General features: G+C 34.5%; 18 protein-coding genes and 2 pseudogenes. 12 read left to right on the forward strand and 8 right to left on the reverse strand.

Features of this window, described 5'->3' with window-relative positions; genetic code table 11:
• Positions 1 to 35: 35 nt before the first annotated feature.
• The 6 genes from ABWU56_RS05755 (at position 36) to ABWU56_RS05780 (ending at position 3,141) form a co-directional block, all read left to right on the forward strand.
• Positions 36 to 799, forward strand: a protein-coding gene (locus ABWU56_RS05755) for an IS5 family transposase (protein ID WP_353281091.1) whose coding sequence is annotated in 2 segments (ribosomal slippage) — positions 36 to 390 and positions 390 to 799 — 765 coding nt in all. Because the reading frame shifts where the segments join, the coding sequence is not laid out codon by codon here.
• Between the two features lie 60 nt (positions 800 to 859).
• Positions 860 to 1,129, forward strand: a complete 270-nt coding sequence (locus ABWU56_RS05760; RefSeq protein WP_353281966.1) for a phage tail protein — start codon at positions 860 to 862, stop codon at positions 1,127 to 1,129.
• A 26-nt stretch (positions 1,130 to 1,155) separates the two neighbouring features.
• Entirely contained in the window at positions 1,156 to 1,335 is a 180-nt protein-coding gene (locus tag ABWU56_RS05765; RefSeq protein WP_214303299.1) for a tail protein X, read from the forward strand.
• Entirely contained in the window at positions 1,332 to 2,297 is a 966-nt protein-coding gene (locus ABWU56_RS05770) for a phage late control D family protein (protein ID WP_264377099.1), read from the forward strand. Before ABWU56_RS05765 ends, ABWU56_RS05770 begins: the two co-directional genes overlap by 4 nt.
• A 48-nt stretch (positions 2,298 to 2,345) precedes the next feature.
• On the forward strand, positions 2,346 to 2,864 hold the full coding sequence (locus tag ABWU56_RS05775) for an ankyrin repeat domain-containing protein (RefSeq protein ID WP_262986489.1): 519 nt from the start codon (positions 2,346 to 2,348) through the stop codon (positions 2,862 to 2,864).
• 67 nt (positions 2,865 to 2,931) lie between these two features.
• Positions 2,932 to 3,141, forward strand: a complete 210-nt coding sequence (locus tag ABWU56_RS05780) for a hypothetical protein (RefSeq protein WP_262986488.1) — start codon at positions 2,932 to 2,934, stop codon at positions 3,139 to 3,141.
• On the opposite strand, the gene ABWU56_RS05785 is transcribed toward ABWU56_RS05780, so the two are convergent.
• The gene (locus ABWU56_RS05785; RefSeq protein ID WP_353280975.1) at positions 3,142 to 3,675 is read right to left on the reverse strand and encodes a phospholipase D family protein; all 534 of its coding nucleotides are present in this window, start codon (positions 3,673 to 3,675) and stop codon (positions 3,142 to 3,144) included.
• Here ABWU56_RS05785 and ABWU56_RS05790 point away from each other — a divergent pair.
• Positions 3,662 to 4,591: a patatin-like phospholipase family protein gene (locus tag ABWU56_RS05790; RefSeq protein WP_264377097.1), complete on the forward strand. Its 930-nt coding sequence runs from the start codon at positions 3,662 to 3,664 to the stop codon at positions 4,589 to 4,591. The genes ABWU56_RS05785 and ABWU56_RS05790 overlap by 14 nt on opposite strands.
• 39 nt (positions 4,592 to 4,630) lie before the next feature.
• Here the strand turns inward: ABWU56_RS05790 and ABWU56_RS05795 are convergent, their stop codons facing one another.
• From ABWU56_RS05795 to rnhA, 7 genes and pseudogenes are all read right to left on the reverse strand, one after another.
• A complete protein-coding gene (locus tag ABWU56_RS05795) occupies positions 4,631 to 5,608 on the reverse strand; it encodes a helix-turn-helix domain-containing protein (protein ID WP_264377706.1) in 978 nt (325 codons plus the stop codon).
• A 46-nt stretch (positions 5,609 to 5,654) separates the two neighbouring features.
• A complete protein-coding gene (locus ABWU56_RS05800; protein ID WP_353281234.1) occupies positions 5,655 to 6,575 on the reverse strand; it encodes a helix-turn-helix domain-containing protein in 921 nt (306 codons plus the stop codon).
• A 65-nt stretch (positions 6,576 to 6,640) separates the two neighbouring features.
• Entirely contained in the window at positions 6,641 to 7,843 is a 1,203-nt protein-coding gene (locus ABWU56_RS05805) for a hypothetical protein (RefSeq protein WP_353281236.1), read from the reverse strand.
• Between the two features lie 170 nt (positions 7,844 to 8,013).
• Positions 8,014 to 8,679, reverse strand: a complete 666-nt coding sequence (locus ABWU56_RS05810) for a RadC family protein (RefSeq protein WP_262986252.1) — start codon at positions 8,677 to 8,679, stop codon at positions 8,014 to 8,016.
• A 169-nt stretch (positions 8,680 to 8,848) separates the two neighbouring features.
• Positions 8,849 to 9,787: a helix-turn-helix domain-containing protein gene (locus ABWU56_RS05815; RefSeq protein WP_353281237.1), complete on the reverse strand. Its 939-nt coding sequence runs from the start codon at positions 9,785 to 9,787 to the stop codon at positions 8,849 to 8,851.
• Between the two features lie 68 nt (positions 9,788 to 9,855).
• A complete protein-coding gene (gene mutL, locus ABWU56_RS05820; protein WP_353281239.1) occupies positions 9,856 to 11,652 on the reverse strand; it encodes a DNA mismatch repair endonuclease MutL in 1,797 nt (598 codons plus the stop codon).
• A gap of 92 nt (positions 11,653 to 11,744) precedes the next feature.
• A pseudogene (gene rnhA, locus ABWU56_RS05825) lies at positions 11,745 to 12,160 on the reverse strand (ribonuclease HI); the annotation flags it as partial.
• Positions 12,161 to 12,483: 323 nt separating this feature from the next.
• On the opposite strand from rnhA, the gene ABWU56_RS05830 reads away from it, so the two are divergent.
• From ABWU56_RS05830 to ABWU56_RS05850, 5 genes and pseudogenes are all read left to right on the forward strand, one after another.
• The gene (locus tag ABWU56_RS05830; protein ID WP_264377700.1) at positions 12,484 to 13,506 is read left to right on the forward strand and encodes an IS110 family transposase; all 1,023 of its coding nucleotides are present in this window, start codon (positions 12,484 to 12,486) and stop codon (positions 13,504 to 13,506) included.
• A gap of 552 nt (positions 13,507 to 14,058) precedes the next feature.
• A pseudogene (locus ABWU56_RS05835) lies at positions 14,059 to 14,304 on the forward strand (PD-(D/E)XK nuclease family transposase); the annotation flags it as partial.
• 633 nt (positions 14,305 to 14,937) lie between these two features.
• On the forward strand, positions 14,938 to 16,485 hold the full coding sequence (gene ltrA / locus ABWU56_RS05840) for a group II intron reverse transcriptase/maturase (RefSeq protein WP_149168704.1): 1,548 nt from the start codon (positions 14,938 to 14,940) through the stop codon (positions 16,483 to 16,485).
• Positions 16,482 to 17,264: an Rpn family recombination-promoting nuclease/putative transposase gene (locus ABWU56_RS05845; RefSeq protein WP_230609053.1), complete on the forward strand. Its 783-nt coding sequence runs from the start codon at positions 16,482 to 16,484 to the stop codon at positions 17,262 to 17,264. Before ltrA ends, ABWU56_RS05845 begins: the two co-directional genes overlap by 4 nt.
• A gap of 245 nt (positions 17,265 to 17,509) precedes the next feature.
• Positions 17,510 to 17,956, forward strand: a complete 447-nt coding sequence (locus ABWU56_RS05850; protein WP_304956781.1) for a hypothetical protein — start codon at positions 17,510 to 17,512, stop codon at positions 17,954 to 17,956.
• The last annotated feature ends 2 nt before the right edge of the window (positions 17,957 to 17,958 follow it).

Raw genomic sequence — 17,958 nt, forward strand, 5'->3', positions numbered from 1 at the left:
AGTATGATGAGGTAAGCAAAAAATAGGAGGGTAAGTTGTATCCAAGTGATATAAGTGACAAGGAATGGGAAATTTTAGAGCCCTATGTTGCACAAGGAGCGATAGGACGACCAAGAAAACATAACATAAGAACAATTATTAATGCAATAAGGTACATAATGAGGGGTGGTTGCCAGTGGAGAATGCTACCAAAAGATTTTCCTCCATGGAAAACGGTGTATGACTATTTTCTCAGGTGGCGTAATAATGGAAAATTGAAAAAAATACATGACATGCTAGTAAAAGAGGTAAGAAAAATGGTTGGCAAAAATGAAACACCTTCAGTAGGTATAATTGACAGTCAATCAGTGAAAACGACTCAAAAAGGGGATCAAGAGGATATGATGCCGGTAAAAAAATAAAGGGTAGAAAACGTCATATTATTGTAGATACACTAGGTCTTGTAATTACTGCAGAAGTACACAGCGCAAGCATTCAGGACCGTGATGGTGCTACCAATCTTTTTGTTCAAGCTAAATGCAAAGCTCCAACATTACGTAGGTTTTTTGCTGATCAAGGGTATAAAGGTAAATTACAAAATCGATGTTTGTTGGAAACTGGATGTTTGCTAACGATTACCAAGAAATTGGTTGATACAGGATTTCAAGTTATTCCTAAACGTTGGATTGTAGAACGAACCTTTGCCTGGCTTTCCAATTTTAGACGCATGAGCAAGGATTACGAACATTCTCCTCTTACTTCAAAAAACAATATCTTATTTAATATGATTACTTCTATGCTTACTAAATTAGCCAATTAACTCCTTTCAAGACAGGTTCTAAGATACAGTAAAGAAAAAAGGTGGTATACAATTGAATGTATTGAAAAAACGTCGCTACAAAACATTGGTTCAGGAATTGAATGTATTGATTTAACAGGAGTGATTTATTCACGTTATCAGAGTAATGGCTTAGAACAGCTAAAAAATATACGTAACACTCAAGAACCACACGTTCTAGTTGATAATTCAGGAAGTGTATTTGGAAATTTTGTCATTACTAATGTAGAAGAAAAGCAGATATTATTTTTTCCTGATGGAAAACCGAGAAAAGTTGAGTTTATTTTGAAGTTAAAAAGTTACAGTAAGTGATTTATTATTACACGAAAGAAAACGAAATGTTGGATTACATTTGCTGGAAACATTATGGATACAGTAGTGGAGCAGTGGAGGAAGTATTGCTTGAAAATCCAGGCCTTGCAGAATACGCAAGCTTTTTGCCCGCTGGATTAAGAATTAAGCTTCCTAAAATTCAGAAAATATCGAAAGAATCTGTCATAAATATTTTAGATGAATGACGCCAGACTTTGATATAGTAGCAAAAAATAACCCAGTAACAGAGGTTTTAAAAAAGAGTTTAATATTATTACGTGTTACTGATGGATCCGGTACTACAAGTGACGAAGCTGAGATATATATTAGTTATAACTCTAGCGCTTTAGAACTTAAGGGTAATTTACAGGTTTTTCTAGGATATAAAGAAACAGGTTTATTACCTATGGGGGTATATAAGGCAAATCAAATTACAATACAAAGTCCACCACAAACTTTAAGAATAAAATGTGACGCTGCAAGTTTAAGAGGATCATTAAAGGAAAGAAAATCAAAGGAATGGAAAGACATTACCTTGGAAGATTTGATTAAAGAAATAGCACAAGAACATGGGTATGAAGGTAAAGTCGCTGAAAGATTTGAAAATACATTTATACCACATACCATTCAAGCAGATGAAAGCGACATGAGTTTTTTGGAAGGATTAGGCAAAAAATATGATGCACTAGTAAAACCAGCAGGAGGATATATAATTTTTATTCCAAAGGGAGAAGCAAGATCAGCGACTGGAAAGATGTTAGGTACAACAGTATTAACACCTAAAGATATTATAAATTGGGAGGTAAATTTTAATGTGCGTAACAAATATGGATCTGTTATTGCAAAATGGCACAGTTATGAAAAGGGAGAAACTATAGAAGAGAAAGTGGGAAATGAGGGTCCAAGTTATACCCTGCAAACGCTTTACTCTACCGCAGAATCAGCAATTAGTGCAGCAGCAGCTAAGTTAAAACAACTAAAACGTAGTACATCAAATTTAAATGTAACTGTTCCTGGTAATCCAGAATTATTTGCAGAAGCTAAGATCAGCCTTTCAGGATTTTGTCAGGAAATTGAAGGTGAATGGATAATTAGCAAGGCAGAACATATTCTGAATAATAGAGGATATCAAACTATAGTAGAGGCAACAGTGAGCAAAGCTGTTTAAGTGAAACTTAAGCAAATGGTCATTTAATTCCAAATAAATATATAATACATGAACATAAATTCGATCATATATAAAAATAGACTAATTTTATTAATAGCACTAGCAGTATGTATTGTAATCGTATGTATTTCCTTATCTGAAAAGAGATATAAAGATAGCATTACTAAATTAGAGATTGCATCTGAAACTTGTGACCTAGAAAATATCGAGCTCTTGATACAAAATAATGTAAATATTGGCGAAAAAGCATTGCATTATGCTGCAGAAAAAGGATGTTTAGAAATTATAAAATTTTTAGTAGAAAAGGATGTTGATATAAATACTGCCAATAAATTTAAGCGAACAGCACTACATTATGCTGCAGATAATGGACATTTAGAAATTGTCAAATTCTTATTAGATAAAGGATCAAATCCTATAGCTACAGATCGAGATGGAAGAAGACCAAGAGATATGGCTGTAGTGGAATTGCGATATGATAAAAACAAAGGCAAAACATATAGAGAAATCATAAAGCTACTTGCTAAAGCAGAGGATCAATACGAATCAACAAAAAGTAATCACTAAAGCTGTAAGTTTTCTATAATCTATACATAAATTTCTAAAACTATCCATAACAAGTTAATATTTTCACATGAAAAAGCAAAAAATCCCAATTACGGTAATTATTACCATATTAATCCAAACCGTAGCATTGATATGGTGGTTATCCAAGCTAGACTCAAGGGTACAATTTCACGATAAACTCATTGAATATGGTTTAATGGAAAAAGTGTTAGTACTTGAGGAAAGGGTAAAAAATCTTTCTGAGGAATTGGATGAACTTAAAGCTGATTTAAAGTAATTATTCTTCTACTTTTGGTGTATAAGGATCAGATTGAGATTGACGATCCTTCCAGTTTTCGATGTATTGCTCAACTAATTGAGGATCCCCTGTTATAATCAGTAGATTCTCAGCATTTCTTGATTCAGCTGCATAGGTGAAATTAAAAGAGCCAGTTATTATTTTGTTATCATCAATAATCATTATTTTACTATGAGCAATCGCTGGTTTAAAGTCAATCCATATCGGGATTTTGTGCTCAAATAATTCGTTAATTACACTATGTTTTGAACTAGTTTGTGATTCATCTAGAATAACCTTAATATCAACTCCACGCTTTTTAGCTTGAACCAAGGATTCAGCAATAGGCTTTGAGGTAAATTGGTATGCCTGAACCAACACAGATTTTTTAGCATAGTCTACGGAATCAATTATTAGGTTGGTGCAATTTTCTCCAGGCGTGAAGCAGACTGTGGCTTTTGGGCAGGAAACACATCCCGATAAAAGCGAACAAGTTAATAAAATCAATAAATACCTAACCATGGCAAAATACATCCTTTCAGTTGACGGCGGAGGCATAAGAGGCATCATACCAGCCATTATACTAGCAGAAATAGAAAAGAGGGCAAGGAAACCGATAGCTGAAATCTTTGATTTAGTGGCAGGAACCTCAACCGGTGGAATTGTTATAGCAGGATTATGTAAAAAAGATAAACAAGGAAACCCTCAATATTCAGCCAATGATTTAGTCGAGCTTTACCAAAAATACGGGTCATATATTTTTAAATCTTCATTTTTGAGAAGATCAATATTTTCTTGGCTTAATTGCACACAATACCCACATAAAAATATTGAATTTGTACTGGATAAATATTTTGGCGATGATATCCTTAAAAACACTTTAAGTGATGTGTTGATTACGAGTTACGATATTCACAATAACTGCCCATTTTTCTTCAAAAGCTGGAAAGAAGGTAATATTAAGCTGAAAGATGCACTCAGAGCTGCAACGGCTGCACCTACTTATTTCATACCAAAACATCTAAAAATTAACCAGATAAACAGAGTATTAGTGGATGGTGGGGTGTTTGCCAATAATCCAGCGGCTTGTGCATATGCAAGTGGTAAGAGGTTATTTCCAAATGATGATATTCTACTGTTATCGATAGGTACTGGAAGAACAGACAGAAGCATAGAGTATGCCAATTCAAAGAGATTTGGAAAAATAGGCTGGATAAAACCTTTGTTAAATGTGATGTTTGCCTCTGGATTGGACTGCGTAAATTATCAGATGAATCAAGTAATAGGCAATAGATACGTAAGAATACAATCGCAATTGAAGCTAGCGTCGGCTGACATGGATAACATTACATCAAAAAATATCAAATTTCTTCAACAGGAGGCAAAGGCAATGATAGAGGACAATCAGAAAGTGATAGAAAAATTCTGTATAGAAATATTAAATATATAACTATCTTTACTTACATCTTAATATATTGTTTAACACAATTCAATTTTCACACTCATCAGCAGTTAGGCCACTTGCTCGCACAATAATATCAATAGCAACACCTTCCTTAACTAGATCTTTTGCAATCTTGATTTTCTCTGCTTTTTTAACCTTTTCTTTACCAGTTTGCATTCCTTCAGATAAAGATCTGGCTACCGTATCCAGTAATTCTTGATCCTCAATTTTTTCGCATTTACCTATAAACCCAAAAACTGGCTCATTTTCATATTCTGTTAGTCCAAGAGCTTTAATGTTAACTGATAATGTCTTTGCTATCTTATATAATATTTCAATTGGAATGTCTGTATATCCTCGTTCATAGTCGTGTATTTCTTTAGGTGTTGAACCGATTTTATTTGCCAAGTCCTCCTGAGTGTATTCCCGTATTAATCTCTGCTCTTTTATCCTTTTCCCCACTTTGTAGAGTATAGAATCAGTACAAATTTCTTTCTCTATATCATCATATTCATAAGTAGATAAGCGAGTCACTTGGGAAATAATATCAACTGAAACTCCTTCTTTCACTAGATTCTTTGCTACTTCTATTTTCGCTTCTTCTTGGCTAATTTTCTCGCTAATATATACAAACCTTACTAATGGATACAGCTTCTTGCGTAATTCCTGATCCTTAATTTCTCTATGTATTTTTGTTAGATAGACTATTTCTTTATCCTCATCTTCATACCAACTGTTTTCTCTTAGTACTGTTGGTTCTGGAAGTAGATCTATAACATTAACTGACAATGCTCCTGCTATTATATACGATTCTTTGATTGTAATAGCCTTGCACCCTAGTTCAAAGTTATGTATTTCCTTATGTGTTAAACCAATTTTGCTTGCTAATTTTGCCTGAGTATACCCTTGTACTATCCTACAACCTTCTATTTTTTTCCCCAGCTCGTAGCTTGCTGAGCCAATATGCTCTGAATTATCATAGATAAATCCTCTAAAAGCTGTTTTTCCTACAGAAGCAAACATATATTCTATCACAAAAAAATCCACTATTGGCTAAGTTTTTATGAAATCACAAAAATTTCTCAATCATATAATTTGATAAGCCTGTCGTTTGCAAGATAATATCAACAGAAATTCCTTCTTTCACTAAATTCCTTGCAACTTCAATCTTCTTTTCCTCTCTGACCTTTTCTCTACAAACATGTATACCTTTAAATAAAGACTTGATTAGCATATCGCGTAATTCTCGACTCTCAATCTTTTTGTATTCTTCTATCAAGTTTGATAGCTTTTCTTCCGCTTCACTATCCTCATCTGATTCGGGAAGTAGATCTATGATACTGATTGATAATACCTTTGCTATTTCATCTAACATTTCAAGTGAGACAGCAGCTCTCCCTTGTTCATACTCGTATATTCCTTGATTTGTTATGCCAACTTTATTCGCTAAATCTTTTTGTGTATATCCTCGTATCAATCTCCACTCTTTTATCCTTTGCCCTACTTTGTATGGAATGGGAATTTTGTTCTCCTCATACTCACCAATAGATAAGTTAGTTGTTCGAGAGATAACATGAGCAGAAACTCCTACTTTCATCAAACCCCTTGCTACTTCCATTTTTACCGCTTTTCTGCTTCTTTCCTCACTCAAACGAATAAATTTGGTTAATAAATAAAATACCTCGCTTAATTCTTTATCCTTATACCCCTTTACTAAATTTAATATTTCTTCATCTTCAAAATATCTTTTTTTATTTGGTAGTGTCTCTCCACAAACTAGACCTTTAACATTTACTGATAATGCTTCTGCTATGGCATATAACTTCTTAATTGGAATTTTACGGTTCCCTTTCTCATATTGCAGTATTACCCAGTACTTTACACCAATTTTCTCAGCTAAACCCTTCTGAGTATAACCTCGCTCTAACCTCCAACTTTTTACTTTTTGTCCTACTTCATAATCTAGACTTTTTTCCACGCAAAAAACCATATATATAATATTTTCTACTATAGCTCAAAGGCTCCAGTAAACTCTGGAACCTTAAAATAAATGAATTAAAGTTCCCTAAAGGTTTCTTTACTACCTCCACATACCCTATTTACCCATGAAGACAATACTTCATCATTGCCAATCTCTTTTATAGCATACTTTTCATTCCATATGCCACATCTAGTGAAATTACCTTTCTCTACTGCTTCTTGAAGTTTCACTCCCCCAAAAAGGCAGTTTTTTCCTATTTCTTCGCCTCTTTTTTGTAACTCAGCCCACATTTCCTTGTTTTCTACTCTGACTTGTACTTGATCATATTTTTTTACATCGTGGTACAATATAATATTTAGCTGACCAATGCTTGTAGGAAATTGTAATATAATAGAGCTTTCATCTGACATATCGATATAGTTTCTTATACCTCCCTTCTCGCTTTTAACCTCAACTGCATCATTACCAATTTTTAAAATATTACTTCCTAACTTTCTGTTTGCTTCCAGTATTTTGGCTACCTCTACCTTGCTATTATCAGAAAATTCTATATACGATGTTGTATTGTCTATCTCGATATCTATTAATTCTCCTTCTTGAACAGCACTTTCGCCAGCTTTTTCTAGTTCTTCTAGTTGCTTCTCTATCTGTGGCTGAACTTCTGGTTGTAGCTCATTATAGATTTCACCTATCAATTTATTCTCCAATAAAGTATCATGAAACTCTGCACCGCTTAGCATTAATTTACGCATTATCTTTTTTCGATCACTTTTTTCTAATTTATGAAAATGTGTACCCAATACTACATATTCAGCAAAGCTCCACTCTCCATCATTACATGCATTTAGCCTTCCTCCAGAAGCTAGTACTTTGTCTATAACTTTGTGCAATTCATTTACATTCTTTGCCTCTACCACTTCACTTTTAAACCAGCTCAAAGTTTCACTTTCACCTGCACTTGGCTTTATTTTTTGCAAAGCTGAAGCAAATGGATTCAACCCTTCTGGATAATCTGCTTGATTACTCAAAGGTTTTGTGCCATATATGTAGTCAAGCCCTTTTCCGTAGTTGATTTGAACGTCTCTATTAGGGAAGGGCACTTCTCCAAACTTTTTAGCCTTATTAATTTTGCTTACAAAGGTGGATTGCTCCTTAGTACGGCCAATTCCTATAATCGCATTTAACATCTCACCTTTCGATAATCTATCAAGATCAATGTTTAACTCGTAAGTACTTCCTTCTTGATCATCAAAAGGTACAATTATTTTATTACTCATATTAGCCTCCGCTATTAAATATACTTTACTAAGTCTACAACCGACTTTATTACTTTATTATTAATTCAATATATACTTTCTCATTAATTATAAGCAACAATTAATGTATTTGCAAATACTTTCTTCATTCAAGTAGTTAAACAGCTCATGAAAATCTTCAAACATCTGCTTTATAACAGTCCTTGCTCTTTAAAGCTAAAATACCCAACACTTGTGATGATAATGTGATCCAGCAACCTAATCCCTATAGTCTGACAAGCTTTAGCCAAGTCTTTAGTTACAGCTTCATCCTCATCAGATGGCTTTAACCTTCCTTCTGGGTGGTTATGCGATATTATTATTGACGTCGCTTTTCTTATTAATGCCTTTCTTGTTACTTCTCTTATGTAAAAAGGTACCTTATCCACTGTACCAGTGAACACTTCTTCCCCCTTTAAACGGCACTTTTGATCAAAATATATTATTTTCATCTTTTCCTCCTCTGAATAACCAATACTCACCCTCAAATATTTTACTATGGTTTCCAAGTTATCCATTACAGGTCCTTTCTTTAACTCTTCTCTTGGTACTCTCTTTGCAGCTTCCTTTAGGCATAAAATTACTGCTACTGTAGAGTCAGTTATCCCTTCTATAGTTTTCAAGTCATCTATTTCCTGGCCTAAAACTCCTCCTATTCCAAAACTATCTATTAGCTTTCTAGCAATAATTCGAGCTTCTTCCCTGTCATGCACTGCACTTAGAAACGTTTCTATTACTTCACGATCAAGTAGTGCTTTACCGTTGCTTTCTAATGCTCTGAATTCTATTTCTTCTCTACGATCTTTCTTATTATTCATAAAAATTACCCTTCACTAATAACAAAATGTTTTTATATATTTACTGCTGTTTTTTGTCAGCATTGGCATAAGGCCATAGCTTTTGAGTGAAGTCAAATCAATTTTTCAATCTTTTTTACTTATTTTTTCATCAAAAAGTAAAGATATTAATAGATACTGATTTTTTATTTTAAATTTGTTGAATTTCGTCTAAAGAGATGCCCACTGTTTTTAAAATAATATTGATAGAAATTCCTTCCTTAACTAAATTCTTTGCAATTCTCATCTTTTCTACTCTCTTCACTTTCTCTTTGCAAACTTGTATGCTTTCAAACAGAGATTTTATTAGTACATTACGTAGCTCTTGGCTTTTAATCTTTTTATATTCTTCTATTAACCTTGATAGCTCTGCTTCACTATTCTCATTTTCTCTTGTTTCTGGAAGTAGGTCTGTAATACTAATTGATAGTACCTTTGCTATTTCATCTAACATTTCAAGTGAAACACCAGCTCGTCCTTGTTCATATTCATATATTCTTTGATTTATTATGCCCACTTTACTTGCTAAATCTTCTTGTGTGTATCCTCTTCTCAACCTCCATTCTTTTATTCTTCGACCTACTTTATACGGAATAGAAATTTTTTTTTCATCATTATCATATTCATCAATAGATAAACTGGTCGTTTGAGAGATAACATGAGCAGAAACTCCTTCCTTAACCAAACCCTTTGCTACTTCTATTTTTACCGCCTTTCCACTTTCTTCCTCACTAATACGGATGAATTTAGTTAATAAATAAAACGTTTCACGTAATTCTTGATCCTTAATCTCTTTATGTCTTCTTACTAGATTTAGTACCTCCTCTTCCTCATACCTTCCCTCATTTGATACTTCTTGTCCGCAAGCTAGATCTCTAGCAGTTGTTGATAATGCTTCTGCTAATTCATATAACTTCTTAATTGAAATTCTGCGTGTTCCTTTTTCGTATTGAAGTATTACCTGATATGTTGTTCCGATTTTTTTTGCTAAATCTTTTTGAGTATATCCCTTTGCTAATCTACGATTTCTTACTTCCTGTCCTATTACTTTGTAATCTAAAAAATTAGAGCATTTATTCTCTTTTTTCACATTTTATACTCCATAACCAGAAGAGCTGTTACGTATACTTAATTGGGAACCTTTTTGACAAACTGAACTCATCTCCTTTCAAACAATTTTTCTATATCACTTAGTTTCATTTCTATATACGTTGGTCTTTCATGACCAGGATATGGAGTTTTCTCAATTTGTCTTAGTATCTCATTCATCTCTTCCAATTTCATTTTTCTTCCTGCTCCATGGCAAGCGATTGTGGCTGATATTTTATTCACCTTATCCTCTATTGGCAACGTATCTTCCATTTCCATTAACTTATCTACTATATCAACTAGCATCTCTTTTATATCTATTGTTCCCAAGATTGCAGGTATTTCTTTTATCGTTACTTTATCTTCTGATTGTATTTCAATATCAAAACCCATTTCAAAAAGCTCATCTTTATAAGTTTTAACCATCCCCATTCCAGCTTGGTTTTTAATTTCAACTGTTTCAGGAAGAAGTTTTTGTCTTTTTATGCTTGATTTTTGCTTTAAGCACTCGTGTATTAATCTCTCATGGGCTGCGTGCTGGTCTACTATAATTAATTTTCCTTTAGCCTCAGCAATAATGTAAGTATTGTAGACCTGACAGCGTGCATATCCTAGAGGATGATCCGCTATTAAATCAATTTGCTTCCTTTCTAAAACCATCGTTCCCTTTTGGGGTAGAGATTCTCCATATTTAAACGTTTCTGGTAAGCTTCGCCTTCTTTCATCTGGTGCATTGAATTCTTTCATTAGACGATTTTCTAAAAGACTTGGCCTCTTCTCATAAAACTCTTTTTGATTTTTTTTCTCTTCACTATTAACCTTCTCTTGACTATCAAACTCTTCAATACTTTGAGACTTAACATCACTTGCTGCGAACGTGCCTATTCTCGTCGATAATGCTTTTATTAGCCCTCTTCTCACTATTTCATATACTAGCCTCTTGTTCTGAAACCTTACTTCTGATTTATTTGGATGCACATTTACATCTACTTGATCGTATGGTATCTCTAAGTGCAACACTGCAAAAGGATACCTCCCACTTAGAATAAAATCTTGATACGCATATCTAATTGCACCAATAAGTAGATTGTCTTTTATTGGCCTTCCATTAACAAACGTATAGATCTGAGTTGAATTGCCACAACTAATAGTTGGTTTACAGATGTGTCCCGTAAGTTTGATTCCTTCTTCTTCCTCTTTAACTTCCAGCGAATTGCTCTGAAATTCTTCTTCTGTTTCACATAGTCTGTTAAAGAATGAAGTTTGTTTAGCATATTTTAAGAGCTTTTTATTACCGGAAGTGAGAGTAAACCCAATACTGTAGTTAATCATTGCTAAGTTATTTACAATGTCAACAATGCTTTGTGTTTCTGCCCTCTCGGTTTTTAGAAATTTTAGTCTATTTGGTGTGGCAAAAAATAAGTCACGAACTTCAATATATGTACCCTGTAATAAAGAACAAGGGATAACCTCTTCTATTTTTTCTCCTCCCTCATACCTTATAGACCATGCTTCCTTTGCTCCACTTGCCTTAGACGATAATTTCATTCTACTTACTGCTGCAATTGAAGGTAAAGCTTCTCCTCTGAACCCAAGGTGCTTGATTTCTATTAACTCACTATCGCTTAATTTTGAAGTAGCGTGGCGCATAAAGGCAAGTTCCAAATCTTCCTTTTCTATTCCATTTCCATTATCTGTCACAGTTATAAGATTGCGCCCACCACTTTCTATTTTGATCTCTATCTCTGAACTTCCAGCATCTATTGCATTTTCTACTAATTCCTTTACTACACTCGCTGGCCTTTCTATTACCTCTCCCGCTGCTATACGATTTATAGTTTTTGTGTCTAAAAGAATTATTGCCATAATACCCCACCCAATCTATGAAACTTAGAGTTCCCTCTATTTTTTGGTGATTTTTTGACCTCACAATCTCTATATTTTAGCTTTTTAGATTCCTTTCTAGCAAGTCTATTTTCCTCCTCGTTGTACATATTACCGTTGTGAGCTCTAACCCACTTCCAATTAATATCATGCTGCAAAGCAACTTCATCTAGTTCCTGCCATAATTCCTTGTTCTTTACTGGCTTTTTATCAGCTGTCTTCCAACCATTTGTTTTCCACTTGTTGATCCACTCTGTTATACCTTGTTTAATATACTGACTATCAGTGTGTAAAACAACTTTGCAAGAAACTTTCAACATCTTTAGCCCGTTAATCACAGCCTTTAACTCCATTTTGTTATTCGTTTTCACCTCCAGAGATACGTTTCTTGATAAAGACACTTTTATTTTCATACATCACCACGGCTGCCTATCCACCAGGCCCCGGATTTCCATCCATCTGTATATATTATAACCTTCTTTTTGTCCATATTGACAGGATATAGATTTAACATAAATTTGCTACTGAAATGTTGACACTAAGTTTCAAGATCTTTATCATGTAAAGGTGTGGGAGATTAATGAACCTGTCCTTGTATCTTGAAAAAAGCATCTAATGTTTTAAGCTTAAATATTAGATGGAGGAGGAAGAACTCTGAAACCTGTCCAAGATTAAGAATCTGCTCGTGAGATAAGAGCTTCCTCCTCAAAAGTATAGGCTGGACGGTATCATAGAAAAACCTAAGTGGTTCTAATTCTGTATTCACAAGGTAAGCCTTACTTTTCATTTTAATAGTAACGTACGGGGTTATATATGATCAACAATTTTTTAGGCATAGACATTTCAAAAGAACGTTTTGATGTCTTTCTTTCATTCATAAGCAAAAAAGGAAAACGTGAAGCTAGGAAAAGGAGCTTTAAGAACGATGATAATGGGTTTCAAGGTCTACTGAGCTTTCTACAAAAACATAACGTAGAACAAGTGAAAGCTTGTATGGAAGCTACTGGTTGTTATAGCGGAGCTTTGGCTGAATTTCTGCACAATACTGGGCATTTTGTTAGTGTTATAAATCCTTATTGTATTAAATCTTATGCGAGGAGTAAGCTTGTACGACAAAAGAATGATCAGACTGATGCAGAAATTATTGCTGATTATTGCCAAAGACAGGAACCTTCTCGCTGGACACCGCCTTCTTCTGAATTGAAAAAACTAAAACATCTTTATCGCTGCTCGGCTGCGTTAAAAGATGAATTGACATTAGTAAATAACCACTTAGAAAAAAAAGAGAGACTGCCAAAAGAAGTTGCAAATGCTTGGGAAGACCTTGCAATGAACATAGAACAAAAAATAGAAACAATAAAAAACTCTGTACGTGAACTACTAAAACAGCACAAAGAATTGTTGGAAAATTTTCAACTTTTATTAACTATTCCAGGAATAGGAGAGGAATCAGCAATAGCTATTTTAGCTGAAGTTCCTGACATAAAGGCTTTTAGAGATGCCAGGCAATTGGCAGCATATGCAGGAGTTATACCACGAAACATAACGTCAGGTTCATCTGTACATGCCAAGCCCAGATTAAGTAAAGTTGGTTCGCGAACATTATGTAAGGCACTTTTCTTTCCTGCTATAGTAGCTAAGAATCACAATCCTATCATTATGAGCTTTTGCCAAAGATTAAAGGAAAAGGGTAAGCATAATATGGCCATCGTTGGTGCTGCAATGCGTAAACTACTCCATACTATTTTTGGTATCCTGAGATCCAAAAGTGCTTTTAATCCTGACCATATTAAAAACTACAGGGCTAGGAGGTTGACTGAAGTTTTAGTAATTTAAGATGCTACCATCTAATATAAAATAGTATTTTATATAAATTCGTTTAATGTAGTTGGTTAATGTATATGTTGATAAGTAAATTCCTGCTGTCTTATATATAAAACTAATTTACTTATCAACATATACATTAACTATAATAATCTTTATACCACTAAACAGTTGGCAGTATTTTGTGATTTTACAATACAGCTTAAGGTTCAATTTTTATAATTTTTTTGTTGACTGACGAGACGGTATCTCACGATATTAGGTAAATCGTAATTGAGCTTTTGGGCTTGTATTTTTATTAGGAGGTTAATCTCTCACACCCAAAATAAGTGTTTTTAAAGCTCTTTATAGCTCATGAATTCATTTGCTGGGGTTTATGGAGGGAGTTGTAAAAGATGATAAAATAAACAGCTAAGGTGCGCAGTAGCATTCTATGGTCATCTATGAAGGTAGTTTTTTGCCAACTCTTGAAATTTAGCTAACTTTAATAGACTTTAGCACAAAAACGTTGAATATTTCTTCACAATTGTGTATAATTATTAATGCTTTTTAAGTCGATTCCCTATGGCTCTTTCAAAATTTTTAGATCCTAAGCTTGATTTAACATTTAAGAAAATATTCGGTACTGAAAAAAATAAGAATATCCTTATTCACTTTTTGAATGATATTTTGGGGTTTACTGAAATAAATACTATACAAGAAGTTGAATTCCTTAGCACCATTATGGACCCTGAAATTGCCGCTAAAAAGCAAAGTATTGTCGATGTTCTTTGTAAGGACTCTCAAGGTTCAAGATACATTATAGAGATGGTGCGACCTGAAAGTCTTCGGTCATATTGTTTAAAAGGAGAGGAATTCATTCAGAAAGAAACTGAAAGGATTCTAAAACTTATTAAACCAGATGTTTTGCCGTCTGAGTCTACGCATCAGTGCGAATCGGGCAACCGGTTGGTGCCAAGCGATGCGGACAATGAACCTCCTCTTGAAAAAGAAGATGCTCAATCGTGAGAGGGGCATAAACTGCAAGCATCATGTGGTTGGAGGGCTAGGCTAGTGGTATGGTGAACGTAAGTGAAGCTTTATAAGTACCGATACGATGAAAGAGCTAAAGATGCTGATAAGCTCTGACCAAAAGGTAATGTGGATAAGTTACATTTTTCATTTCTAGATGTACGCAAATAATAACTCCACCGGTATAGAGAAGCCACCTAACCCACTGTTGTATGACTGGAGAAACAGGGTAAGCCTGTATTTTCGCCTACATGGCAAGCAAACCGCAAGGAATGCTGATGGAAGTGCAGGTAAAGGAGAATGGAGAAAGCGAATGCCATTTTGTAACGAAATGGATAGAATTTGTAACATTAATTCGCGTGAAAACGAGCAGACTTCCATTTGGTCCCTCGTGACAAGAAACTTTGTTAACCACTTAAGGTAGGAAAGCAGATGATTACAAGTAAACCCGTAAGTGCATCTACCGAAAGCTTTGAAGCATGGAAGCAATTGCCATGGAAGAAATGCCAGAAAGTTATTGTGAGGCTACAAAGACGTATTGTTAAGGCTGTCCAAGAAGGAAGATGGGGTAAGGTAAAAGCTTTACAACATCTTCTCACACGCTCTTTTAGCGGAAAAGCTTTGGCTGTTAAGAGAGTAACTGAAAACCAAGGAAAAACCACAGCAGGTGTAGATCGTCAACTATGGTCAACTTGCAATGCTAAATTTCAAGGAATAAAGCAGTTAAAGCAAAGAGGATATAAACCTTCTCCGCTAAAACGGATTTATATCAGTAAATCTAATGGCAAAAGAAGACCTCTTGGAATACCCACGATAAAAGATAGAGCCATGCAAGCATTATATCTGTTTGCTCTGGAACCGATAGCTGAAACGATCAGTGATCGTCACTCCTATGGCTTTAGACCTAAAAGATCCTGTGCAGATGCTACAGTAGCTTGTCATTTGTTACTGGCAAGTCGTAATCAACTACAATGGATACTTGAAGGTGATATCAAAGGATGCTTTGACAACATTAATCATGAATGGCTTATGAAGCATATTCCTATGGAGAAAAAAATTCTGCATAGTTGGTTAAAAGCTGGCTTCCTAGAATCAAAAACTCTGTATCCCACAACTGCAGGTACCCCGCAAGGTGGTATAATTTCTCCAATACTAGCCAATTTAGCCTTAAACGGACTTGAAAAGTTATTGGAAAGTCGATTTGGTAAACTCGGCAGTAGAAAAAGAAACAAAATCAGAAGTGGAGTGAATGTAATCAGATACGCAGACGACTTTATTATTTCAGGTTTCACACATGAAGTACTGGAAAAGGAAGTTAAGCCTTTAGTATCATCTTTTCTTCATGAGCGAGGTTTAATTCTGTCAGAAGAGAAGACAAAGATTACATCTATCACAACAGGGTTTGACTTTCTTGGTTGTAATGTACGTAGATATAATAAGAAGTTAATTATTAAACCTTCGAAAGAAAGTATTAAAAGACTTCTTAATAAAGCACGTACATTGATAAAAGCAAATATAGCGAACACTCAGGCTATAGTAATTAAGTCACTCAACTCTCTACTGAGAGGATGGGGAAATTACTATCACCATGTGTGTGCTAAAAAAGCGTTTAGAAAGATCGACAATGAAATTTGGCATAGTTTATGGAAATGGGCAAAGAAAAGACATCCTCGTAAAGGATTACGTTGGATAAAGAATCGTTACTTCAAAGTAATGGGTCAACGCCAATGGGTTTTTGCTGCACCCATATGCAAGAACAAACCAAAAGAGATACGGTATTTAAGACTGCTTAAGCTGATTGATATACCTATCAGACGACATGTTAAAATCAGAGCGGATGCAAATCCCCTTGACTTAAAATGGAAAAAGTATTTTGATGAGAGAGTGAAACGAACAAGAATGTTAGCAAGCTCTTTCTCAAGAGAAGGTTCTCTACTGTTGGTGTCACCATTAAGAATGATGTTTCCTGAGGAATCATGAAGGACAAGCCGGTTCTAGAAAAGAAGAACTTAGATAAGGGGCTCAAGCGTAGTGTGGGGAAACCTGCATGCTGCGTTTCTAAGGGAGGGGGTAGTAGTAATACTGCTTCCTTACCTGACCAGTTCACTAAGACCAAGGGCTTCGAAAAGCGTGCTCAATATTATGCTGCTAAAGCCTATTCAAGTCAAGCTGATCAAGGTGATGACTATCATAACCTCAAGGAAATTATCTTTATTGCTGTTGCTGATTGTATTATTTTTCCAGACAAAGCTGAGTACAAATCTAATCATGTCATTTTAGATCAAAATAGCTTTGAACATGACTTAAAGGATTTTTACTTCGTATTCATAGAATTACCAAAATTTACAAAAACAAAGGAAGATCAACTAGAAAATATAGTAGAGAAATGGTGTTATTTTTTTCGATATGCAGGAGAAACAAGGGAAGAGGATCTAGATAAGATAGTTGGTAGTGATGTAATAATAAAACGAGCTTATGAAGAGATGAATAAGTTTAACTGGTCAGAAGAAGAATTACTAGCATATGAACAAATGAAAAAACGTATAATGGATGAAATAGCTGCTTTAGCTCAAAAATTTGATGAAGGTCTTAGGGTTGGAGAAGAAAGAGGCATCCAAATCGGCCAGGAAAAAGGCAGAAAAGAAAGAGAAATTGAAGTTGCAAAAAACCTACTTAAAGCAGGTGTATCTGTTGACTTAATAGCTGAATCTACCGGTCTTCCTAAAGTTGAAATTTCAAAACTTAAGGAAAAAGCCTAAGTATTGTAACTCCTTTAGAGCCCTTATCCATTAGTCTAATATATTAAAGCCTATATCTAACTCTTCCACTATTCTTGCTACTGGCCTATTTGATTCTCTCACTAATTCTACGTATCAGTCAAACATAGAATGCCTAAATATAGAAAATGTTTTTCATAAAATTTTTTTATCCTTGATAATTTTATTGTTGATATTTGATTCTAACTTTTGCATAATGCAGTAAATATTTTTATATAGGAGGTAGAATGCCAAGATGGACAGATCGTCATGCTAGAGTACTTGAAAAATTGCAAGATTCTATTCAACGTACAGATCCAAATGTTGCTGAAAAGAAATTAGCTATCAAGAGATGGGTAGAAAACTATATGGAGTATGTGCAATTCTTTAAGGATGATAAGCTGCAGTTTTTGTACAATATATTCCAAGATGAAAATTGTTGGTCGGATACAAGGTTAAATAATGTTTTTTTAGGTCAGAAATTGACTGAAGAGAAAATAGGTGGAATAGATAACCCACTGCCAAGGTATGATATGGCATCTAGGTATTGTATAATGGATAAGATAGGTGATTTTTTCAATAAACAGCTTGCATTCTCTAAGGGTCAATTTACTCCAGAAGAGATAGATACTCAACCACTATCGGCTGAGAGCCGAAAGGTTGGATATAGCGCTGGAAGCGCGGTGAGAAGCTAAAG

Source organism: Wolbachia endosymbiont (group B) of Horisme vitalbata (genome assembly GCF_964028625.1).
Taxonomy (GTDB): Bacteria; Pseudomonadota; Alphaproteobacteria; order Rickettsiales; family Anaplasmataceae; genus Wolbachia.